Genomic DNA, 23,082 nt, shown 5'->3' on the forward strand with positions numbered 1-23,082 from the left:
CAGGATGTCAGCCCGGGGCCTCCACCGGCGGTTAAGGAATTCGCCGCGGGAGGAGGGGCCGGCCGGGCCCTGGATAGGGCTGAAACCTGTCTTCCCGGGTTGTTCGAAGCTCCTCGTGTCCGGACTTAACCGGTTGTTTTATAGGGAAATTATGGGTTTTGGGTGAAAGCTATCAACGCCATAGGGAGATACGATTGTGCAAGCCCCTGATCGCCGACTAGAGTGAAGGGAGCAATTGCGGGGCAGGCAGTGTCAGGCTTTGCCTCCACGCGATGACCTAACGAGAGTCGAGTAAGGTGCTGTGATAGCACGTTTTGATAAGGGAGCTACACAATGAGCAATATCCGCAAGAGGATCCTGTCAACCGCCGTAGCCAGTGCGCTGGCCCTGTCGTCCGCCGCCTTTGCCGCTGAAATGAGCAAGCCGGCGGGAGCCAAGGGCTCGGGCGCTACCGCTGTCGGCCAGCCCCGCAGCAACCAGTTCTGGTGGCCCGACCAGCTGGATCTCACCCCTTTGCGCGACCAGGACGCGCGCTCCAATCCGCTGGGCGAGGATTTCGACTACGCCGAGGCCTACAGCAAGCTGGATCTGGATGACGTCAAGAAAGATATCGACCAACTGCTGACCACGTCCCAGGACTGGTGGCCGGCGGACTTTGGTAACTATGGCCCGTTCTTTATCCGTATGGCCTGGCACAGTGCGGGCACCTATCGCACCCTGGATGGCCGTGGCGGCGGCGATGGCGGCCAGCAGCGTTTCGACCCGCTGAACAGCTGGCCGGACAACGGCAACCTCGACAAGGCCCGGCGGCTGCTGTGGCCGGTGAAGCAGAAGTACGGCGCCAGCCTGTCCTGGGGTGACCTGATGATCCTCGCCGGTAACGTGGCCCTGGAGAATATGGGCTTTGAGACTTACGGTTTTGCCGGTGGTCGTACCGATGACTGGGAACCCGACCTGGTGTACTGGGGGCCAGAGGTGGAGATGCTTGCCAGCGATCGCGAGGAGAAAGATGGCCAGCTGCAGCGTCCCCTGGGGGCGACCCACATGGGACTCATATACGTCAATCCGGAAGGGCCCAGGGGCAAACCTGATCCTGCAGGATCGGCCAGGAACATCCGCATCGCCTTCGGTCGCATGGCCATGAACGATGAGGAAACCGTCGCCCTGATCGCCGGTGGCCACACCTTTGGCAAGATGCATGGTGCCCACAAGCCCGGTGACTGCATGGGCGCGGAGCCTGGCGCCGCCTCGCTGGAAGAGCAGGGCCTGGGCTGGAAGAACAAGTGTGGCAAGGGCCATTCAGAAGACACTATTACCAGCGGACTCGAGGGAGCCTGGACCCAGGCGCCCACCCAGTGGACCACGCTGTACCTGTCCAACCTGCTGAACAACGAGTGGGAGCAGACGCGCAGCCCGGCAGGGGCTATCCAGTGGGTCCCCAAAGACAAGTCGCTGCACGATTCGGTGCCTGATGCGCATGTCGAGGGCAAGTTCAATGCGCCGGTGATGACCACGGCCGACCTGGCGGTGAAAGCGGATCCCAAGTACCGGGAGATCGCCGAACGCTTCCTGGCCAACCCGGATGAGTACCAGCAGGCCTTTGCCAGGGCCTGGTACAAGCTGACCCACCGCGATATGGGGCCACGCTCACGCTACCTGGGTGATGATGTTCCCGGGGAGGCTTTGAGCTGGCAGGACCCGATCCCGGAAGTCGAGCACAAACTGATTGACGCCAGCGAGATTCGCGCTCTGAAGAAGGACATCAGTAAGTCCGGGCTGACGGTGGCCGAGCTTGTCGGTACTGCCTGGGCATCGGCCTCCAGCTTCCGTGCCGCTGACATGCGCGGTGGCGCCAACGGCGCCCGCATTGCGCTGGAGCCGCAGAAGTCATGGGCGGCGAACAATCCGCAGGACCTGGCGAAGGTGCTCAATACCCTGGGCGAAATCAAGGCCGATTTCAACAGCTCCAGGTCCGCTCGCAGCAGCAAGGTGTCACTGGCGGACCTGATCGTACTGGGCGGTGCGGTGGGTATCGAGATAGCGGCGAAGGACGCCGGTGTCAAGGTTGAGGTCCCCTTTGTGCCTGGCCGTGCTGACGCGACCCAGGCGCAAACTGACGTTGCGTCCTTTGCCCTGCTGGAGCCGCAGGCCGATGCCTTCCGCAACTACTACGATGCCGATCGGGCCTATCGGTCCCCGGCAGAGATGTTGGTGGACAGGGCGGACCAGTTGAACCTGACAGTGCCGCAGATGACGGTGCTGGTGGGCGGCCTGCGGGTGCTCGGTGTAAATTCCGGTGGCTCGAGCCACGGGGTGTTCACCGACAGGCCCGGAACCCTGAGCAACGACTTCTTTGTCAACCTGCTGGACATGTCGACCCAGTGGCAGAAAGCCGATGCTGACGGCATCTACCAGGGGCTGGATCGGGAGTCAGGTGAGGTCAAGTACACCGCGACCCCGGTGGACCTGCTGTTCGGCTCCAACTCCGAGTTGCGTGCGGTCGCCGAGGCCTATGCCTACCATGATGCCCAGCAGCGCTTTGCCGACGACTTTGTCGCCGCCTGGACCAAGGTGATGCAGCTGGATCGCTTTGACCTGCGCCACGACTTGTAACTGGGCTGGTGGCTGCGCGGCATATGCCCGCAGCCGCTTTTTCCGTTCGCGGAGCGCCCCCGCATCTTCCTCACTGGCGGGAACAGGGGAATGTGACTACCCTTTTCCCTGCCAGTCCCAGCCAAATTCGTATCTGGCCTGGCAACGATGACCTTACGCATCAGGGGGTAGCAATGCTTGGAGAAAACCATTCGCTGTATCACGATTTTCCGGAGATGGTCGAGGTGACCGACAGGCTGATAGAGAGCGACCCGGACTTCGCCGCCGATGCCAAGCGGTATCATGCGCTGGACAAGGAAATAAGGACCCTGGAGCTGCGCAATTCGCCGATCGACGACCAGGCCATGCAACAACTGAAACTCAACCGCGCCGAAATGAAGGATTCGCTGTACCAGCGGTTACTGGCAGCAGCCTGAGAAGATACCCACCCCCCGGAGGAGGCGGGCAAGAGCCGGGTTAATTGCTGGCCAGCGCATCCCGCTGCTGGTACTCACGAAGCATGTCGTTATACGTCTGGGCGGCGGAGTAGGCCGCCTCGACGAAATAGTTGTACTCCACATCGTGCATGGCGTAATTGCGGCAGTTCAGGAAGTCGACGACGCTGTCTACGTAGGTTTGGGTAGCAGCCTGGGCAGCGGCCATGTCGGCCTTGCTGGCAGTGGCCACGGCGGGCATTTCAGGTGCTTCGGTGGGCCGCTTGGCAGGACAGTCTGCGGCGGCATTCATGGCGATCAACATCGCCGGTACGGCTAAAAGTGCCTTCATGGGAAATTCCCCTGTAATGAGTAACGTTCACTGTGGACCCGTGGTAACACAGGTGTTACTGATACTCCCTCCACGCCCAACTGGATCACAGCTTGTACAGGGCAAAAGCTGTGCAATATTCTGAATATCTGAGAAAAATAAGATGTCACCGGTGATTCGGAATCGCTCAAGGCTTGGACCAAAAGTAACATTTTGCACCGCAACAGGGCCCGGTCCGGCCTCCCCAGGTCTCACAGCGGGCCAGCGGGACTGCCGACGGTCAATTGCACCGGTCTTATCCGGGCTAAAAATCGATATCGGAGCCGCCGGCTGATCATGCTAATCTCGGGCTGAAGCCATCCGCAGGGAGAGCGTAATGAAAAAGCCGGCATTATTCGGGGTGATTGCCATCCTGGCATCTGCCTGTACCACCACCGATGAAATCATCATCGACAATAAAGGCGTCGATATGAGTCGCTATGAAGTCGATCTGGCCGAGTGCAGGGCATACGCCACGGAAGTAAAAACGGGTCAGAAAGCCGCCAAAGGCGCGGCATCCGGTGCCTTGATTGGTGGCGCCATCGGCGCCATAACCGGCGACAGCCGTAAGGCAGCGGAAGGCGCCGGCGTCGGAGCGGTGACCGGCGGTGCCCGCGGCGCCAGCCAGGGGCAACAGGGCGAGATACAGGTGGTGAAAACCTGCCTGCGAGGGCGGGGCTACCGGATACTTAACTGACGCATTCAGTGTTCGCCCTGGCATACGGGGCAGAAATAAAGACGGCGACTGCCTACTTCCTGTCGCCGAATGGGATGGCTGCAGTGGTAGCAGGGCGAATCTTCCCGCCCGAACACGTAGAAGCGCCGCCATTCCCGCGCCAGTCCCTGGCGCTGCAGTGACCTGGACAGGCGGGGAGCCAGTGTAATCCCGCCGGAATCGTAACTGCGCCTGCTGATAGTGAGAGTGCTTCGCGCTAGCTTTCCCAGCTCCCCCCGGGTGAGTTCCCTGGGCCGCTGGCGGTGGTGCAGACGGGCGTCGTGGAGGATTTCCGATCGCAGGTAGTTGCCGTTACCCGCGAGGAAGGCCTGGTCCAGGTACAGGGCCGCCAGTTCCTTTGCCGCAAATTGGGGTAGACCCAGGCGGTCGGCGACATCCCGCCAGCCCAGACACGGATCCATGATATCCGGGCCTATCTTGGCCAGGAATGGATGATGGACAAGTTCTGCAGTGGGCCATACGCTGATATCGGAGGCGCTGTACAAAATCGCGCTGTGGTCCCTGGTTTGCAGTAACAGGCGCATTGATCGCGTGCTCTTTGGCAGCGTATGGCCAGCGATAACTTTCCAGACCCCGTAGAGCTGGTTGTGCGAATAAATGCTCAGACCGTGCTCGAAATGCGTGAGCAGCGCCTTGCCCCGGGTCTCTATGGCCACGACTTTGTGACCTTTGAGGCGGGATGCCTCGCGTCGCAACCGGGGCAGGCCGAATGTAATTGAGGTAATCGTCCGGCCTTCCAGCACGTCTGCCAGGGTGTCTGCAGCTCGCCGTATTTCTGGGCCCTCGGGCATGTCGGTCCTGCTCTGTCGTGGTTTTGGGTGCGGGTTTTTATACCATGCTGAATATACGTGGCAGCTGCTGAGGAAAGATCAATCTGTCTTTCGAGGCAGCACGTAAACTGGGGACAAACTGAACAGGAGATCGTCGATGAAATTTGCCTACCACGCCACCATGTGTGATCCCGATATGTATCTGCCCCTGGCCATTGCCGCCGAGGAGGCCGGGTTCGATAGCTTTACCTTCCCCGACAGTATCTGTTACCCGAAAGAAGGCTCGGACGTGTATCCCTACAACGACGATGGCACCCGCGAGTTTCTCGATGGTGTGCCTTTTCTCGAGCCCTTTGTTGCGATTCCCTACCTCGCGGCGCGCACCGAGAAACTGCGTTTTACCACATCAGTGATTAAACTGGCCGTTCGCCAGCCCGCCGTCGTCGCCAAGCAGTTGGCCACCCTGGGAGTGATGATCGGGGACCGCTTCGGCTTTGGCGTCGGCATCAGCCCCTGGCCGGAGGATTTCCTCGCCTGCCAGGTGCCCTGGGAAAAGCGCGGCAAGCGCATGGACGAAATGATGGAAATCGTGAATGGCCTGCTGACCGGCGAGTATTTCAGCTACGACGGCGAAATTTTCCAGCTGGACGCCATCAAGCTTTGCCCGGTACCGGACCATAAGATTCCCCTGCTCGTCGGTGGCCACGCCAAACCCGCCCTGCGCCGCGCCGCGCGTCTGGGCGACGGCTGGATATCAGCCGGTTCTTCGCTGGATGAGCTGAAGAGCATGATCGGGCAGATAGAGGAGTTCCGGGTTGAGTATGGTCGCACCGAAGGGGCGTTCGAGTACCACGCCATGACCGAGGCCGCCTACTCCAAAGAAGGCCTGGATGATCTCGCCGCCGCCGGTGTCACCGAGGTGATCATCGCCTTCCGCAATCCCTATGAGGCAGAACCCGACACCCAGACCCTGGAAGAAAAAATCGGGCTGATCAACTGGTATGCGGAAAATGTGATCAAGCCACACCGGGAGGGGTGACCGGCCTACCTCCCGGGGTCGGGGACGCTGTCCACTCGCACTTCACCCGCTGTTGTATCCTGCGCCTCGGCAATTTCACCGGGGCTGGCCCGGCTTGTGTTCGCCGCTGCCCCGGGCCTTGCCAGTACCAGTCGGGTGAACAGCGGAAAGTGGTCGGAGCCAATGTAGGGCAGACGGGTGATCGCGGCCAGCTGGAAATGGCGGCTGTGGTACAGGTGATCGAGAGGCCAGCGAAACACTGGAATACGGGCGTGGAAGGTATTGAGCATACACCTGCCCACCCGCGGGTCCAACAGGCCGCTGATCCGGCGAAACAGGGTTGCCGTTCTCGACCAGGGAATGTCGTTGAAGTCGCCGGCCACCAGTGTCGGTCCGGCGTCATCCTGCAGCGCCCTGGCGACCACAATCAGCTCCGCATCGCGCTCCTTTGACTCCGGGTTTTCCGTCGGGCTGGGCGGCGCGGGATGCAGCAGGTGCAGCCGGATGTCATCGCCGCTGTCGAGGACCACGGTGGCGTGAATGGAGGGCACATCGTCTTCCACCAGAAACTCGATGCCGGCGTCGACCAGCGGCAGTCGGGAGTAAAGGTGAATGCCGTAGCGGTTGTCCAGAGGGCACTTCACGCTGTGGGGCATGTCTTTTTCCAGCGCATCGAGCCGGTCCTGCCACCATTGGTCGGATTCCATGGCGACCAGCAGATCCGGTGTTTTTTCACGCACCAGCGACAGCAGGGTATCGGCATCCCGATTTTCCATCTGCACATTGGCGGATATTATTGACAGACTACTCTCCGGGCTGGGCTCACCGGCCTGGTCCACTTCACGGGGATACCAGGGGACAAAGCGCAGCAGGTGCCAGAGGTTCCATGCCAGGCACGTCAGGGTCAGCAGTAACAGGCCTGCCCCGGCTGTTGATGAGGCGGAGAACAGGGTTAACTGGACGGTCAGGCTGACAGCGAGCAGGCAGGCCAGCTGCTGCCGCGCAAATTCGGCAGATCTCACCAGCCAATGGGGGTTCTGCCACAGGGGAAGCACGGAGAGCAGGCAAAGTGGCAGGGTCAGTAGGGCGAGAGTGGTAATCAATGCGGGGTACCGTGCAGCTGCGCCGTGGCGGCGCGGACTAACGCCTAACAGTACACCAGGGCGGCAGCCTTGAGTAGGGTGCCGGGGAGCGCTGCTGGCAGACTAAACCAATGATCGGAGTATGGCGTAGAGAGTGGTCATGTTGAAACGCAAAGCACAAGACATTTACTCGCTGCTGGTGGAAGATGAAGACGCGCGCGTGTGTCGGGACATTCCCGATGACGCCTGCGACGAGCAGCCGCAGGCATTCCTGCGCCAGCTGCTGGCCCAGACCTTTACCAAGATAGGCGACGCACTGACCTCGAGCCGGCTGGTGCTGGCGTGGATGCTGGCCAGCATTGGCTCACCTGCCATCCTGATTTCCCTGCTGGTGCCACTGAGGGAGTCTCTGTCGCTTGTACCCCAACTGTTGATTGCCCGGTGGGTTCGCGAGCACGCCCTGCGCAAGTGGTTCTGGGTTGCGGGCAGTCTTGCCCAGGCCGCGGCCCTGCTGGCGATGATTCCCGCACTGGTGTTGCTTCCCGGTGAAACCGCATCGCTGCTGATTGTCATCCTGCTGGCCCTGTTCAGCCTGGCCCGCGGCGTGTGTTCGGTGGCAGCCAAGGATGTGCTGGGCAAGACCATTTCCAAGTCCCGACGGGGTCGCTTGACAGGGCTGGCCGCGTCCATTGCCGGTTTCGTTACCCTCGGGGTCGCGGCCCTGCTCTGGTTCGCCCCTGACCGTGCCGGGGATTCGGGCCCGGATATCGCCCTGTTTGCGTTGCTGCTGGCGGGTGCCGCCGGGTTGTGGCTTGCGGCCGCAGCGGTGTATGCGGGAATCCCGGAAGTTCCGGGCGCCACCGAGGGAGGCGGGAACGCAATTGCTGATGCACTGAAGAGCCTGTCATTGCTGTTCCGGGACCGGGAGTTTCTACGTTTCGTTCTCGCCCGCATGCTGCTGGTGGCTACTGCCTTTGCCATTCCCTACCTGGTGGTGCTTATCCAGAGAACGGGAGAGGGCGATATTGGCGGGCTGGCGGGATTGCTGTTGGCAGAGGGCGCTGCCGGCCTGTTGTCGGGCGCATTCTGGGGGCGCTGGTCGGACCGGGCATCACACCATGTGATGGCGGCTGCGGCCGCGCTCTCGGCGGCTGTTACGGCCGCTGCCCTTGCCAGTTATTTCCTGGCGCCGCAATTGCTGTCCCAGCTGCTGGTGCCGGCTTTGCTGGTATTTGTGGCAGCTGTGGCGCATCAGGGTGCCAGGGTTGGCCGCAAGACCTACCTTGTGGACCTGGCAACTGCCGATACGCGCTCCAGCTACACCGCGGTCAGCAATACGGTGCTGGGAATATTCCTGCTGAGCGGCTCAGGGCTGGGGGTGGTGGATGCCATGTACGGCACCCAGGCGGTACTGATGCTGTTGCTGGCGGTGTCGCTGCTGGCCAGTGTGTTCTGCCTGACTCTCAAGCGGGTTGACTAGCGCTTGTGGCCCCGGCCCCCGGCTCAGCTAACCCCGTAGGCGAGCATGGCATCGGCAACCTTGATGAAGCCGGCGATATTGGCACCCTTGACGTAGTCGACACGGTCGCCGTCCCTGCCGTGCTCAACGCACTTGTCGTGAATGTCGCGCATAATGATTTTGAGTCGGTTTTCGACTTCCTCGGCAGACCAGGACAGTCGCATCGAATTCTGGCTCATCTCCAGCCCTGAAATGGCGACACCGCCTGCGTTTGCCGCCTTGCCAGGGCCAAAGATCACTCCCGCGTCCTGCAGCCGATGCATGGCATCAACGGTGGTAGGCATATTGGCGCCCTCGGAAATGGCCATGCAGCCGTTTTTTATCAGCGCCTTGGCGTCTTTGACATCCAGTTCGTTCTGGGTGGCGCAGGGGAAGGCCAGGTCACAGTCGACGCTCCAGGGGCGTTTGTCCGGGTAATAGTCGCAGTCATACCTGTCTGCGTATTCGGAGATGCGTCCGCGTTTAACCGTTTTCAACTCGGTGACGTAGTCGAGCTTTTCCTCATTGATACCCTCTGGATCGTAAATAAAACCGGAGGAATCCGAGAGGGTGACAACCTTGCCACCCAGTGCGTTAATTTTCCGCGCGCAGTGCAGGGCAACATTGCCCGCACCGGAGACGGCACACACTTTTCCTTCCATTGATTCGTTGTGGTGTTTCAGCATTTCCTGCATGAAGTAGGCATTGCCGTAGCCGGTGGCCTCGCTGCGTATATGGCTGCCACCGTACTCGAGTGATTTGCCGGTGAGTACGCCGGTGAACTCGTGAGCCAGGCGCTTGTACTGGCCAAACATGTAACTGATTTCCCGGTTGCCTACACCGATATCCCCGGCCGGAATATCGGTGTGGGGGCCAATATGGTGGAACAGCTCGGTCATGAATGACTGGCAGAAGCGCATGACCTCCTGGTCCGACTTGCCCTTTGGGTTGAAGTCCGACCCGCCTTTACCCGAGCCGATGGGCAGGCCGGTCAGGCTGTTTTTAAAGGTCTGCTCAAACGCCAGAAATTTGAGCACGCTGAGCGTGACCGATGGATCGAAGCGCAGGCCGCCCTTGTAGGGGCCGATCGAATTGTTGAACTGGACACGAAAACCGCGGTTGACGCGGATGTTGCCCTCGTCATCCTCCCACACCACGCGAAAAATGATGGTGCGGTCGGGTTCCGTCATCCGTTGAATAATGCCCGCCTGGCGGTATCTGGGATTTTCAATGATATAGGGAATGACAGATTCTGCGACTTCTCTGACCGCCTGGTGGAATTCGGTTTCATGGGGATTGCGTTTGATCAATCCTTTCATGAAGTGTTCTATCGACAGATCGTCGTACATGGGTGCTTCTCCTTGATGCCGTAAGTCAGGCCGTTGGGCGGGCTACAGCGCCTGACTGAGTTCTTTCAGAGTTTTGTTGAGCGTTTCCTGGTTCATGCTGTAGTCAATCGGCACATCCACGACGTGGACCGCAGGCTCTTGCAGGCACTGCTCTATGGTGCCGGCGAAATCCTCATCTGACGCCACCCGCCAGCCACGTGCGCCGTAGCTTTCAGCGTATTTCACGAAGTCGGGATTGCCGTAGTCGAGGCCGAAATCGGCAAACTTCATGTCGCCCTGTTTCCATTTGATCATGCCGTAGGCGTCGTCGCGCAGGATAAGTACGACAAGGTGCAGACCCAGTCGCACGGCGGTCTCCAGCTCCTGGCTGTTCATCATGAATCCGCCGTCGCCGCAAATAGACAGTACTGCCCTCTCCGGATACACCAGTTTCGCCGCGATAGCGGAGGGCAGCCCCGCGCCCATGCTCGCCAGTGCATTGTCCAGCAGTATCGAGTTGCGATAGGCGGCGGGATAATTCCGGGCAAACCAGATTTTATACATGCCGTTGTCCAGGGTGATCATGCCGTCCCGGGGTAGGGCGTTATACACCTGTTTAACCAGGCGTTCCGGCAACAGCGGGAAGCGCAAATCAGATTCAGATTCGGTTTTTTGCGCCATGAACCGGGTGTGAACCTCAGCGAAGAACGAGAAATCCCATCCCGCTTGCCGGCTGACTTTTTCCTTGATCTGCCAGACGCTGTTGGCAATATCACCAACCACTTCCAGCTGCGGGAAGTAGACCGGATCAACGGCGGCGGATTCGAAATTGATATGAATCACCCGTGGTCCGTCCGGGTCCATCAGGAACGGCGGTTTTTCTACCACATCGTGACCGACGTTGATGATCAGGTCTGCGGCCTCGATGGCCCGGTGCACGAAATCACCGTCCGATAGCGCGGTAGTGCCGAGATAGAGTTCCCCGTTCTCATCGAGCACGCCCTTGCCCATCTGGGTGGTGACGAAGGGGATACCGGTTGCCCGGACAAATTCGCCAAGCATCATACTGGTCATTTTGCGATTGGCGCCGGCGCCGATCAACAGCAGTGGAGAACTTGCCTGTTCGATCAGCTCTGCGGCGCAGTCGATCGCCTTGTGCTCTGCGATGGGGCGTCGCACCTTGCTCTCGGGGATAAGCCTGGCGGTGGTTTGCTCCGCCGCGATGTCTTCAGGCAGCTCTATGTGGGTCGCCCCCGGGCGTTCCTCCTCGGCCAGTCGACAGGCCTCCCTGACTACCGAGGGAATTCGCTCACCGCCGACGACCTGGGTCGTGTACTTGGTGAGCGGGCGCATCATGTCCACCGTGTCGATCACCTGGAAGCGGCCCTGCTTGCTGGTACGGACAGGCTTCTGGCCGGTAATCATCAACATCGGCATGGCGCCAAGCTGGGCGTAGGCCGCAGCCGTCACCAGGTTGGTAGCACCCGGCCCCAGCGTTGACAGGCAGACGCCGACATGACCGGTCAGACGGCCATAGGTGGCGGCCATGAATCCTGCAGCCTGCTCATGTCGGGTGAGCACCAGTTCGATAGAGGACGTGCGCAGGGATTCAAGCAGGTCCAGGTTCTCTTCCCCCGGTATCCCGAATACATATTTGACGCCCTCTGCTTCCAGGGCTTTGACGAACAGGTCTGATGCTTTCATGGGGGTCTCTGGGCGTGGCTCCAATGGTTGCTCGTGCGGGGGCTTGTGCGCGGGCGCTTTCCAGTCGACAACACTGCGACAGGCTCAGGGTTAATAGTAGTACGGGTTTTCTGGGGCCGCAGATCAGCCCTGGCTCCGGAGGTCCGCCCGCTGGCTACGGCTCCGGCGCGACTGGTACTGAACGGGGGCGTCCATCCGCGCGGTGTTTTCGCGCGTATCAGGTGTATGTCTGACAATAAACTTATCCTTGTCCTGGGTGACCAGCTGACCCGTGATGCGGGCGCCCTCAAGGGCACGACGCCTGCGGATACCCACGTGTTGATGGCTGAAGTCGCCGATGAGGCCAGCTACGTTCGCCACAACCGGCACAAGATCGCCCTGGTCTTTTCTGCCATGCGTCACTTTCGTGACGAACTGCGTTCGCTGGGCTACCAGGTTATTTACTTTTCTTATGAGGACCGTGCAGCCTCATTGCCGGATGCCCTGGATCGCGCGCTAAAGCAGGGGACGTTTGACGGCATCAGCTGCTGTGAAGCCGGAGAGTACCGGGTTCAGCAGCTACTTGAGGACTGGTCCCGCCAGCGGGAAGTGCCGCTGCACTGGGTGCCCGATGACCGGTTTTTCTGCTCCATTGAGGAGTTTGGGGCCTGGGCCGATGGCCGCAAGGCGATGCGCATGGAGCACTTCTACCGGGTCATGCGTCGCCGCCATGGCATTTTGCTCGACGACGATGGGCAGCCCGAGGGCGGTCGCTGGAACTATGACCGCGAGAACCGCGCCGGTTGGCGGGGCAAAGACCCAGTGCCCCTGCGGCCTGAACTGGAGTCCGATGAGACCACTCGCGAGGTGCTTGAACTGGTATCGGCGAGGTTCCCGGATAATCCCGGTGATCTGGCACAGTTCAACCTGGCGGTCACCCGGGAGGCGGCCAGTGAGCAGCTGGACTTCTTCATCGAGCATTGCCTGGAGCGTTTCGGCCAGTACCAGGATGCCCTGGCCGAAGAGTCAGACTGGCTGTATCACAGCCTGGTGTCCATGTACCTCAACATTGGACTGCTGTCCCCGGTTGAGACCTGTCGGCGGGTTGAGGACGCCTGGCGGGAGGAGCGCTGCTCGCTGGCGGCGGCGGAGGGCTTCATCCGCCAGGTCCTGGGGTGGCGCGAGTTCGTGCGCGGCGTGTACTGGCTGGCCATGCCCGATTACGGCGAGCGCAATGCCCTGCAGGCTGAGCGGGACCTCCCGGACTGGTTCTGGAATGCAGAGGTCGATTTGCGCTGTCTGCAGCAGGCACTGGCCCAGTCGCTGGACCTCGGTTACGCCCATCACATCCAGCGCTTGATGGTTATCGGCAATTTTGCCCTGCTGGCCGGTCTCTCAGTGCGCGAGGTGTGTGAATGGTACCTCGCGGTCTATGTCGATGCGTTTGAGTGGGTTGAGTTGCCCAACACCCTCGGGATGGCGCTCTATGCTGATGACGGCCTGATGGCCAGCAAGCCCTATGCTGCCAGTGGCAAGTATATCCAGCGTCAGGGTAATCATTGTGCCCAGTGTCGCTACCGACCAGACCGTGTCACCGGGGAAAACGCATGTCCCTACAACAGTCTTTACTGGGCCTTCATCGACCGCCACCGCGACACCCTTGAGGGCAACCCGCGGATGACACTGGCCCTGAGGAACTGGGATAAAAAACCCGTCGCCGATCGCCGCAGTATTCTGCAGTGGGCCGAGCGCGAGCAGGATCGCTTGCTGGGTCAGTAGTCGCCGGGAGGGTCAGTCCTCGCTGATGGGCCAGTCGGCGGCGTCCGTCACAAACGCCGGCTGGGCTGCCCTGCGTCCGCCCCACTTCTCGATAAAAACGCCCTCGGGATCGTGTTCCCGGGTCTGGTTGTCCAGGTCGAAGTGGCGGCCACCCCGCGGGTCTGCGCCGACGCCGGCGAGGTACTGCCAGTTGCCGTAATTACTCGCTACGTCGTAATCTATCAGGTGTTTTTCGAAAAAGGCGGCACCGTAGCGCCAGTCCAGTTGCAACTCGTTGATCAGGCAGCTCGCGGCGATCTGCCGGCCACGGTTGCTGGCCCAGCCGGTAGCCACGAGCTGTCGCATCACGGCATTGACCAGCGGAAAGTCAGTGTCCCCGGCGCACCAGCGGGCGAAGGCTCGAGGCTCAAACGTGCAGTTGTACAGCCGTTTTTTCCGGGAGCCCTGCCTGAACAGCGTTACGTCGTCCTGGCGGGCGCGCCAGTGGAAAAACTCCCGCCACAGCAGTTCGAAATACAGCCAGTAGGTGGAGTCGTTGGCGCCGTGCTCCCGTTCGTGGCGCGCCACGGCGTGGGCCACTTCCCGCACCGAGATGCAGCCGTTGGCCAGCCAGGGCGAGAGGGTACTGGACCCGCTCAGTGCATCAAGGCAGTTCCTGGTTTCCTTGTATTGACGAATAGCCTGTTGCTCAAAGATAAACTGTCGCAGGCGCCTGTGCCCTGCCGTGCTGCCCCCGCGCAGCGGTAAGGCGGGAGGCGGTGCAGAGCCTGGCGCGGGCAGGGGATGAAAGCGGACAGCAGGGGGTGGCGGGAGCTTGGTTACCGTTGCAACGGGCGCGTTGGGCGCCAGTTCAGCCAGCCGCTTTCGAAACGGAGTGAATTGGCCGGGTAACTGCTCAAGCGGGAACGGCAGGTCTGCCGGGACAAACAGCGTGGCGCTCTCATGAAGCTCCAATGGCACCGACAGGCTCCGCTCAAGCCGCTCCGTGGTCTTGCGTTCGTAGTAACCGGGAGCATGGCTGGTTACCACCGCATCAATGCCATACTCGCGTACGAGGTCGGGAATGACGAGTTCCGGCGAACCCTGCAGGACCAGCAGGTCCTGGCCCAGCTGGTGCAGCATTTGCCGCAGCGCCTGCAGGCTTTCCAGCAGGAAGCGCTCACGCTGCGCCCCCATGCCGGTGACATTGCACCAGGGCCGGTTGATCGGCCAGCAGAACACCAGCAGTGCCCCGTCGGCACCGCCCAGGGCGTTCAGCCCCGGGTTGTCCTGTACTCGCAGGTCGTTTCTGAACCAGTAAAGCTTACGCATTGGATGTGCCTTTGAGGCCCGCTGACCAGAATGGGTGGTTGCCTGAAGAATACGGGTGAAGCCGGCTTCCGGTTCAGCGTGACAATGCCCGCTGATTCCTGTTCGGCATCCGCGCTCTTTTTCGGTAATATGCTTGCAACTGCTAATGATTTAGCCAAAAACAACAACGACGCAGAATTAGAATGCAGGCGAATAACCGCTTTTAGCGGTCACGGGGGAAAACAATCATGAATACTATGTTGCGACGGGGTGCCCTGGCGGCATCGATGCTGGCGGTGGCTTCTGCGGGGAGTGCCCAACCCGGTATTCTCGAAGAAGTGGTGGTCGTGGCCCAGAAGCGGCAGGAGAATCTCCAGGACGTTCCTATTTCGATCACTGCGCTCACCGGGCGGGATGTCAGGGTTCTGGGCTTGAGCAAGAATGTGGATATCGCCGCACAAACGCCGGGACTGATGTTTGCCGAGGGCAGTGAGCAGCTGATCAGCATATCCAGCATACGTGGTGTGTCGCAAAACGATGTGTCGTTCCACCAGGAGCCGCCCAATGCGGTTTACATGGACGGTGCCTACATCAGCGTATTGTCGGCATCCAACTTCCAGATGTTTGACCTGGAACGGGTTGAGGTATTGCGGGGCCCGCAGGGGACCTTATTCGGGCGTAATGCGACCGGCGGCCTGATGCACTTTATCAGCCGCAAGCCGACCGCCGAAGCGGGCGGCTATGCCGATCTGCAGGTGGGCGATCATTCGCAGGTCCGTTTCGAGGGAGCAATAAACGGCTCGCTCACTGACGGGATATCGGGCAGGCTGGCGGTGCTCGATGAATCCTATGATGGTTATGCCGATAACCTGACAACGGGCAAGGATTTTCGCGGCCGGGATGAGACCGGGGTACGCGGCCAGCTGTTGTTCGAGCCCACAGACGACCTGGACATCCGCCTTATCGGGTTTTATGCCGAGCAGGACACGGACCTGGGCTTCAAACATTCCGCCAACGGCTTCGACGAGGACGGTCTGATGTTTACCCTGCCCCGGGAGCTGAATTTCTGGGGCCGCTGCCCGGGCTGTGATCCCTCCGGGCACCGTGACCGCAGCGCCGATCCGTTCAAGAGTGATTTTGATACCGAGGGCTTCTTCAGTTCAGAGACCACCAATTTTACTGCCCTGGTGGACTGGGACTTCAACGGCATGAGCCTGGCTTCTGTGACCCAGTACATGGATTACGAGGCTTCTCACCTCGAGGATGGCGAACTGTCCCCGCGCCCGGGATTTGATCTCAACTCCGGACAGGACACGGACCATTTCAGCCAGGAATTTCGCCTCAGCGGGATTAGCGGCAGCATGAACTGGGTGGCCGGGATTTACTTCCTGGAGCGGGACGCCAGTGCCAGCCAGGACATCGATGTCAGCCTGGCTTACTTCGATGATGTGCTCTCCACCTTCGGTGCCATCCCGCCCGGGTTTATTGCCGGCCTGGGAACCACGGACAATATGCTCAGCCACTGGAGCATGGACACTTCCGCCACGGCCGTGTTTGGCCAGCTGGATTTCGATCTGGGTGACACCTGGACACTGGTCACGGGGCTCCGCTATACACGGGATGAACTGGACTACCGCTTCAGGTCCACCGAGTCGATTGACGGATTCCCGCTTGGGCCCGGCGGCTTGCTGGGCGAGACCGAGGCCTCGGATTCGAAAAGCGATGACGACTGGTCTGGCAATATCACCCTGGAATGGCGCCCGATGGAAAACTGGATGACCTACGCCAAACTGTCCCGCGGCAACAAGTCAGGGGGCTGGAATGCACCGTTTCTCGGTGGCGTGGTCACCGACTTTGACAGCGAGACCCTGGACGCTGGCGAGATTGGCGTCAAATCCCTGCTGATGGATGGCAGGGCCCGTTTTAACGCCGCCGCGTTTGTTTACGATTACCAGGACTACCAGGGATTCACCTTTGTCGACTTTGCCGCCCAGGTCAGTAATCTTGATGCCGAGGTCACCGGCCTGGAAGCAGAGTTTTCCATCTCTCCCGGCGCCGGTTGGGATATTTCCCTGGGCCTGAGCCTGCTGGATGCACAGATCAAGGACGTGGTGTTGCCGGCCGGTCGCGTCACTGACAGGGATATGCCGCTGGCGCCGGATACCTCCTTCAACGCCATGGTGCGCAAGGGCTGGGATGTCCTTGGCGGCGAATTGGCGGTGATGCTGGACTATGTCTGGGTGGACGACTTCTACTCGGAAACCCTGAATAATCCCTCTGGCCTCATCGAGTCCTACGATGTGAGCAATGCCCGGGTCAGCTTCAGGACCGGCAACGAGCGCTGGGAGTTTGGCCTGATCGTACGCAACCTGACCGATGAGGAAATCCTGGTTTACCGAACTCCGATCGACGTCGGGTTCAACCAGGATCATTACGCCAGGCCGCGCTGGGTCAGCGGTCAGGTGACTTATTTCTGGAACTGAGGGCGCTGACTTGGTTGCGTCAGTATTGCTGAGCTGCCGCTGATGTCGAGGGCTGTTCGTTGGCCGCCTGCTGTAGCGCATTCTGTGCGTCCAACTCCGTCCAGGCCTGACCCCGCTTGAATTCCTCTTCGTAATTGCCGGCGGCCAGGTGCTGTTTTGTCTGGTCGCTATAGGCCTCAAGGTACATGATTTCCAGGGGTTCAAGGGTCACGCCCAGGTGATCCAGCGAATGTGACAGGGCGCCGAGCATGCGCGCAGCCTCCGCATATTGTTCCCGGATCACCAGTACCCCGGCCATGGCCAGCAGCGCCAGGTTGGAAATCATGGGATAGTCGAAATTGCTGGCCAGGCCCTGGGCTTCAAGTATCAGTTTCGACGCAGCTTTCCAGTCACCCTCCTGCAAGCTGAAGTGTGCCAGGTTAATCAGTATCTGCGCCGGCCAGAAGCTGTTGCCGTACTCGCGGAATATGGCCAGAGCCTGTTGCCAGGACTCTGCAGCACCCGCCACGTCCTCCTCTGCGAGGTTGATAATGCCGTTTGAAATCAGCGAGAGCGCATAATAATAGCGGTCGTCGCTGTTTTTGAAGGTCTCCATGGCCAGATCGCAAAGCTCGCGGCCTCCGGGTATCTGCAACACTGCCCGGGTCAGACCCAGGGAAAGGCAGACCCTGCCGAGATCGCTCTCGTCCCCGTATGTGGTGTACATCTGGTGGCTGGTCTCGAGGTTGGGTACTGCGGCGGCATAGTCGCCGGCCAGCGCCTCCAGCCAGGCAATGGTTTCGTAGATCAGTGCCTTATCCCGGGAGGGGGGTGCGGTCGAGAAAACCTCCAGCGCGCGCTGGGTCCACTCCCGGCCTTCGGTGAATTTTCCGCGCTGGATCCAGAACCACCATTGCGACTGGAATGCCCGTGTCAGTTGTCCGGCGTCACCCTGCTCCAGGAACCAGTCCATGGCAGCGCGAACATTGTCGCCATCCGCCAGCATCCGGGTAACGCATACCCGCTGTCCCCTGGAGGTGATTCCCGGTGCCAGCGATTCAGCCATTTCCAGGAAGTGACCGGCGTGCCGCTCACGCACCAGCGCGTCCTCACCGGAGGCGGCCAGCTGACCCCGGCCATATTCGCGAATGGTTTCCAGCATCCAGAACCGCGGCTCCAGCTGTTCCGGATCGTGCTTGAGCAGGCTCTTCTTGGTCAGGGACTCGATACCATCCAGCAAATCCATCATGCTGCCGGATTCTTCGATAACGATCTCGGCGGAGGAAAGGGAAAACCCGCCTCTGAACACGCTGAGCAAACGAAACAGTGCCTGCTCTTCCGCATCCAGCAAGTCGTAGCTCCAGGCCACCGTGCTGCCCAGGGTTCTTTGTCTTTCCGGCAGATCGCGCGACCTGGCCTTGAGGATGTCCAGCGATTGGCTCAGGCTCTTGAGCAGCGCCTGCGGCGACAGGACGGTCAACCGCGCCGCGGCCAGTTCCAGCGCCAGGGGAAGTCCGTCCAGCTTGATACAGATGGCGGCGATGGCTTCTGCATTGTCGTCGGTCAGTTCAAAGTCCCGGCGATACTCACGCACCCTGTCGAGGAACAGCTTGATCGACTCGAATTCAGCCAGCGCCTGGTGTCGCTTCGAGGGTTCCCTGTCGGGTATCTCCAGGGGCTCCAACTGGTATTCCTGCTCCCCCCGAATGAGGAGTGGCTCGCGGCTGGAGACCAGGATTTTCAATTCAGGCACACCATCGAGTAGTGCCGGCAGGCTGGATGCCCCTTCAATGATCTGTTCAAAATTATCCATGACCAGCAGCACACGGCTGTGCTGCAGTCGATGGATTAATGAATCCAGGATGCTCTGGCCGGGCATTTCCTTGACGCCGAGGGTTTCTGCGATCGTTGGAATGACCAGGGTGTGGTCGGTGACCGCGCTCAGCTTTACCAGGTAGACCCCATCGTGAAAGTGGGCCTCCAGTTGACCCGCCGCTTCCAGGCTCAGCCGTGATTTGCCGGTGCCCCCTGGCCCGGTGAGGGTAAGCACGCGCACGGAGTCACCGCTCAGCATGTCGCAAATGTCGGACAACTCTCCAACACGGCCAACAAAGCTGGACAGTGCCCTGGGCAGGTTGGAGGGGCGGTTGGTCAGTGAGGCGATGGGTGGAAAGTGACAGTCCAGGCCCTGGATCTCGAGGTCGTGTAATACCTCGGGATAGGGCATGTTCTTCAGCCTGTGGCTGCCAAGCTTGCGATAGGCGACCCCCGGTGGCAGGGCGCTGTCGGCCACATGGGTCAAGACGTCTGCCGAGAGAATCACCTGGCCGCCACTGCCGATACTGGCAATTTGTGTCGCCCTTTGCACGTCGACCCCGAAATACTGGTCGCGTACCAGCGTGGGTTGCCCGGTGTGCAGTCCCATGCGCACCTGTATTGTGTTCCCCTGGGGCCTGGCCATCGCCGCGCAGCCTTTCTGGATATCGATGGCCGCCTTGACTGCCTGCACCGCATCGACAAAGGCGAACATGCAAATGTCGCCGCGAACCTCCACTTCAAAGCCATTGCGCTGTTGGCTGAGTCCACGAACCAGCGCCCTTAATTGTGATAGCGCCTCGTCAAATTCATCGCCCAGTCGCATGGCGAGTTCATGGGCGCCGACCACGTCCAGGCGCAGCAGGGTCACCATACCCATTGGCAGGTCGGGTAGTTTGCTGCTCTGTACCCGGGTATCGGTCATCAGGTCGCTGAGGGCAGCGCCGAGTTTGTCCTGGTAGCTCTGGGGCGTCAGTTCATGTTTGATAATGGCCTGCATGGAGCCGAGCTGCAGCCGTTGGCCCGGAGACAGGGTGGCGGGCGCAAGGTGCACCACCAGCATGGGCTTTTCGAGATCCAGGGCATAGTGAATTTCGTTGCCGCAATGGCGTGACAGGGCCGCGTTGGGGGTGACGTAGTAAATGACCAGCGAGCAATCAGACAAGCGCTGGGCAAGCTGGGCGGTCCAGTCCTTGCCCGCCTCCAGACCCTCGTCATACCAGACGTTATAACCGAGCTGCCTCAGCTGCTCGATTTCGGCGTAGACGAGTTCATCATCACTGTGTGCGTAGGAAACGAAAATGAAGGGCTCATTTCCGGAATACGCCTTGAACGGTTTTTCTGCCAAGGGAGTCTTCTTAACTTGCGAGTATCCACTAGTCTGACGCGATTTGCGCTGATTGTCAGCCTGCTAATCCACAGCCGCCGGAAAAATTTCTACCGGGTTTGTTTGTGGTCAAGTTTCCTGAAAGCGATCGCCTGGGCCAGATCCTGCCGCAGCGCCTGCAGCATGGGCCAGATTGGTGCGCCCGGTGTGAACCTGTGCCCGATTTCGCGCCAGTCGTCGAGGCCGTGACCCCGGGCGATAATCTGTTGTGCGTGTTGCAAACAGCGCTCGTCCGCGCTCAGGGAAATATCGCCAGCCCTGTCCCGGGCATAAGTCATAGCCCGATACCTGAAGACCAGGCCATCGATCGCAGGGTCTTTGAGCAGCGTTGGCCAGAGCTCATCCGGGCATGCCGGGTCGGGGTTGTGAATGTCGACTGCTCCCCGCAACGAGCTCAGTTGCCGGTAGCGTCCGCTGGCCAGCAGCCACTGCCACAGGTGGGTTTTCAGTGTCAGCGCATCGAGCCCGGCGGTGGCGTCGTGGCCTCTTTCCCGCGATTCACGCTCGGGGAGGGTGAGGCCGATGCCGGCCCCCGGCGCCTGCGACAGCGCTGGCGAATCCCGCAATAGACGCGCTGTGCGCCGCAGGGCGCGCGCCGCATCCAGTCGCTTGAGGTCACAGGCCGCCAGCGACCGGCGCAGCGCGCCGTCGCGGTCGTCGATGCCCGCCTGCTGCAGCAGCTCCCGCCAGTTGCGATCAGGGTAGTAGGTATTTCGGGCCGCTTCGATGATGTGGTGGGCGTGGTCAGGGCCCAATTGCCCCTGACGCAGGTGCCTGGAGACGGAATAACGTACATTCACCAACGGCACCGAGGCGACCCTGTAGCCTGCGTCTTCGATAAAGGTAAGCGCAACCTCGTCGTCTGATTCCAGTACTCCCCGCCGGTACAGTCGATAGATAGTGCCTACTCCGTGCATGCCAGCGGGCCAGCATTCGGCCGCTCTGATGGCGCCCATGCTGGAGGCCCCGAGCACACAGGCGCCATCTGCCAGCACGTCGAGTACCTCCCGCGGGGGAATGGCCAGTTGTTGTGAAAACACACCGTCGAGAATAACGAAAACGCTGAAACCCAGGGTTCGGTCCCGGTACAGGTCGCCGCGGGCCACAGGCGGCATCAACTGGGCTCCGGGCAGGTACTGCTGAATTTCCTCATGGCTAATGCTTGGGCCAGCGTACACAACGGGAGGGAAAAGCAGGGTGTTCACACCAGGTGCCGCAGGCATCGCCACCCCGCGCGCCGGCGATTGACGGCAAACGAGGTCAGCCCGGGCACCCGCACCCGAACCACGGCAAGAGCCATGTCCGGGTGGCTCACATCCGCTGCGACGACGCTGCCAAAGCCCGCATTGCGCAACTGTCGCAGCAGGTAATCCAGGTCGTGCAGCAGGTCGGTACTGGAAAATGAGCTGACGCTATCGAAGGGCAGCCCGGCAACGGACGCCGCGGATTTGTCATGGCTTGCGCGCCCCAGGCTCAGGCTGTTGTAGGAGTCCCGGGCTCCCTGGATGACCGCCAGCCGCGACTGCACGGCTTCGGTAATGGCCCGGTACAGCGCAATTTCCGCACAGGGACTGGCGCCAAAGCCGGGAAAAATGCGCCGTCGCGACCCCTGAGAGTGAGGAAACTCAGGGTCGATGATGCGACAGCGAATGACCGGAACATCGATGTCTGAGACGATCTGGCTGAGCTCCAGGGACTGTCCCGCCCGCTCTATTTGCGCTACCAGTGCCATTGCCCCCGGCGGCAAGGTGCTGCTGTCGATCGGCAAATCCATCGCCTGTTGCTGTTGTGGTTCGCCGAAGGCACTGACAAACAGCAGCTGGCCCAGGCAGTCGCGTTCGATCACTTCGCAAAGACCGTGAACCACTGCCTCCAGCAGGGTATTCCCCGCCGCCAGGCCGTTGGTGTCAACGTCAGTCAACAATCCCTCCGCCGGCGGGCTGCAGACCAGGTCCAGCGGTAAGAGCGTTGTGCTGTCCTGCAGCAGGTCCCAGCCCCGGAACCAGCGATATTCCCGTTGCGGTGTGTAGTTGGAATCGCTGGGAAGTTCCAGACTGGCCGGGTCGCAGGGATTGTCCCCTGCGGCTTGCAGTGAGTCAAAACTGCCGGTGAGCAGGGATGGAAAGTGCCTGGACTCTGCCGCGAATCGCTCCACCGCCTCACTCATGGCGCTAACCCGGGCTGATGTGCGGTCGCGGCCTTTACCCAGGTGCGTGGTAAGGTCAGTGGCCAGCGGGGTGGTGGCGCTGAAAACCGGCAGCTGCAGTCGGTCCAGGGGGGTCAGATCCGCGACCCGGGTAATCGGGACATGACGAGCCAGGCTGTCAAGGCGGGCTTCGGTGTCTTCGGGAGGGCAGGTCCGGTGAGAAAGAGGAGAGAGTTTTTGGCTGGGGGCCCGGTGCAGCGCCTCCCAGCCAGGTGTCAGAACCAAGACGCGGGTCTTGGACTAATCAGAACATACCGCCATTTTCTTCGTCGTCATCACTCAACGCCATGGCACCCATGGCCACATGCTCTTCACTGACCGTTTTATGGAAAGCGACGAGGCTGTCTACCATGTCCTGGGTGGTGCGTTTGTTTATGGCGTCTCGGACTTCATTAGAGAGGTTGGATGTATCGATCACGCCAGCTGCTTCTAATTGTTCTATCGGTGTAGCCATAACATTTCCTTGTCTTTCCTGGTTTGCCAGTGACCGTGGCCTTCCCGGTCGTTCTGGACGGGACTCTCGTTTATACTGCAGGGCCCCGGAAGCGTCAAGCTCCCGACAGTGCCCCAATGCCCCGGGACCAGGCGGGCCACTGCCCGCAGGGACACCTCTCTGACTATGGATGGATGGA

General features: G+C 60.6%; 17 protein-coding genes. 7 read left to right on the forward strand and 10 right to left on the reverse strand.

Going from position 1 to position 23,082, the window contains the following annotated elements; genetic code table 11:
- Positions 1-333: 333 nt before the first annotated feature.
- Both katG and E2F43_RS06915 read left to right on the forward strand, forming a co-directional pair.
- Positions 334-2,613 carry a catalase/peroxidase HPI gene (gene katG, locus E2F43_RS06910; protein WP_133210904.1) on the forward strand — a complete coding sequence of 760 codons (2,280 nt, stop codon included), beginning with the start codon at positions 334-336 and terminating at the stop codon, positions 2,611-2,613.
- A 173-nt stretch (positions 2,614-2,786) separates the two neighbouring features.
- Complete coding sequence (locus tag E2F43_RS06915; protein ID WP_133210906.1) at positions 2,787-3,029, forward strand: HP1242/YdcH family protein; 243 nt, start codon at positions 2,787-2,789, stop codon at positions 3,027-3,029.
- Positions 3,030-3,069: 40 nt separating this feature from the next.
- Here the strand turns inward: E2F43_RS06915 and E2F43_RS06920 are convergent, their stop codons facing one another.
- Positions 3,070-3,378: a hypothetical protein gene (locus tag E2F43_RS06920; protein WP_133210908.1), complete on the reverse strand. Its 309-nt coding sequence runs from the start codon at positions 3,376-3,378 to the stop codon at positions 3,070-3,072.
- A gap of 355 nt (positions 3,379-3,733) precedes the next feature.
- Here E2F43_RS06920 and E2F43_RS06925 point away from each other — a divergent pair, with 355 nt between their 5' ends.
- On the forward strand, positions 3,734-4,093 hold the full coding sequence (locus E2F43_RS06925; protein WP_133210910.1) for a YMGG-like glycine zipper-containing protein: 360 nt from the start codon (positions 3,734-3,736) through the stop codon (positions 4,091-4,093).
- A 5-nt stretch (positions 4,094-4,098) separates the two neighbouring features.
- Here E2F43_RS06925 and nei read toward each other — a convergent pair whose 3' ends face one another.
- Positions 4,099-4,923: an endonuclease VIII gene (gene nei, locus E2F43_RS06930; protein WP_133210912.1), complete on the reverse strand. Its 825-nt coding sequence runs from the start codon at positions 4,921-4,923 to the stop codon at positions 4,099-4,101.
- Positions 4,924-5,059: 136 nt separating this feature from the next.
- Here nei and E2F43_RS06935 point away from each other — a divergent pair, with 136 nt between their 5' ends.
- The gene (locus tag E2F43_RS06935) at positions 5,060-5,941 is read left to right on the forward strand and encodes a TIGR03619 family F420-dependent LLM class oxidoreductase (RefSeq protein ID WP_133210914.1); all 882 of its coding nucleotides are present in this window, start codon (positions 5,060-5,062) and stop codon (positions 5,939-5,941) included.
- Positions 5,942-5,946: 5 nt separating this feature from the next.
- Here E2F43_RS06935 and E2F43_RS06940 read toward each other — a convergent pair whose 3' ends face one another.
- The gene (locus E2F43_RS06940; protein WP_133210916.1) at positions 5,947-7,023 is read right to left on the reverse strand and encodes an endonuclease/exonuclease/phosphatase family protein; all 1,077 of its coding nucleotides are present in this window, start codon (positions 7,021-7,023) and stop codon (positions 5,947-5,949) included.
- A 139-nt stretch (positions 7,024-7,162) separates the two neighbouring features.
- On the opposite strand from E2F43_RS06940, the gene E2F43_RS06945 reads away from it, so the two are divergent.
- Positions 7,163-8,482, forward strand: a complete 1,320-nt coding sequence (locus tag E2F43_RS06945; RefSeq protein WP_133210918.1) for an MFS transporter — start codon at positions 7,163-7,165, stop codon at positions 8,480-8,482.
- A gap of 23 nt (positions 8,483-8,505) precedes the next feature.
- On the opposite strand, the gene gdhA is transcribed toward E2F43_RS06945, so the two are convergent.
- Both gdhA and E2F43_RS06955 read right to left on the reverse strand, forming a co-directional pair.
- The gene (gdhA, locus tag E2F43_RS06950) at positions 8,506-9,849 is read right to left on the reverse strand and encodes an NADP-specific glutamate dehydrogenase (RefSeq protein WP_133210920.1); all 1,344 of its coding nucleotides are present in this window, start codon (positions 9,847-9,849) and stop codon (positions 8,506-8,508) included.
- A 42-nt stretch (positions 9,850-9,891) separates the two neighbouring features.
- Positions 9,892-11,532: an acetolactate synthase large subunit gene (locus tag E2F43_RS06955; protein WP_133210922.1), complete on the reverse strand. Its 1,641-nt coding sequence runs from the start codon at positions 11,530-11,532 to the stop codon at positions 9,892-9,894.
- 225 nt (positions 11,533-11,757) lie between these two features.
- On the opposite strand from E2F43_RS06955, the gene E2F43_RS06960 reads away from it, so the two are divergent.
- Positions 11,758-13,290, forward strand: coding sequence for a cryptochrome/photolyase family protein (locus tag E2F43_RS06960; protein ID WP_133210924.1), 1,533 nt, complete (start codon positions 11,758-11,760; stop codon positions 13,288-13,290).
- Positions 13,291-13,302: 12 nt separating this feature from the next.
- On the opposite strand, the gene E2F43_RS06965 is transcribed toward E2F43_RS06960, so the two are convergent.
- Complete coding sequence (locus E2F43_RS06965) at positions 13,303-14,601, reverse strand: DASH family cryptochrome (protein ID WP_133210926.1); 1,299 nt, start codon at positions 14,599-14,601, stop codon at positions 13,303-13,305.
- A gap of 227 nt (positions 14,602-14,828) precedes the next feature.
- On the opposite strand from E2F43_RS06965, the gene E2F43_RS06970 reads away from it, so the two are divergent.
- A complete protein-coding gene (locus E2F43_RS06970) occupies positions 14,829-17,063 on the forward strand; it encodes a TonB-dependent receptor (protein WP_133210928.1) in 2,235 nt (744 codons plus the stop codon).
- Between the two features lie 19 nt (positions 17,064-17,082).
- On the opposite strand, the gene E2F43_RS06975 is transcribed toward E2F43_RS06970, so the two are convergent.
- The 4 genes from E2F43_RS06975 to E2F43_RS06990 form a co-directional block, all read right to left on the reverse strand.
- Positions 17,083-20,205, reverse strand: a complete 3,123-nt coding sequence (locus E2F43_RS06975) for a TIR domain-containing protein (RefSeq protein ID WP_133210930.1) — start codon at positions 20,203-20,205, stop codon at positions 17,083-17,085.
- An 89-nt stretch (positions 20,206-20,294) separates the two neighbouring features.
- Positions 20,295-21,449: a TfuA-like protein gene (locus E2F43_RS06980; RefSeq protein WP_238946769.1), complete on the reverse strand. Its 1,155-nt coding sequence runs from the start codon at positions 21,447-21,449 to the stop codon at positions 20,295-20,297.
- The gene (locus E2F43_RS06985; protein ID WP_133210934.1) at positions 21,446-22,675 is read right to left on the reverse strand and encodes a YcaO-like family protein; all 1,230 of its coding nucleotides are present in this window, start codon (positions 22,673-22,675) and stop codon (positions 21,446-21,448) included. Before E2F43_RS06985 ends, E2F43_RS06980 begins: the two co-directional genes overlap by 4 nt.
- Positions 22,676-22,694: 19 nt before the next feature.
- The gene (locus E2F43_RS06990) at positions 22,695-22,904 is read right to left on the reverse strand and encodes a hypothetical protein (protein ID WP_133210936.1); all 210 of its coding nucleotides are present in this window, start codon (positions 22,902-22,904) and stop codon (positions 22,695-22,697) included.
- Positions 22,905-23,082 lie beyond the last annotated feature (178 nt).

This window comes from Seongchinamella unica (genome assembly GCF_004354085.1).
In the GTDB taxonomy this organism is placed as follows: domain Bacteria; phylum Pseudomonadota; class Gammaproteobacteria; order Pseudomonadales; family Halieaceae; genus Halioglobus; species Halioglobus unicus.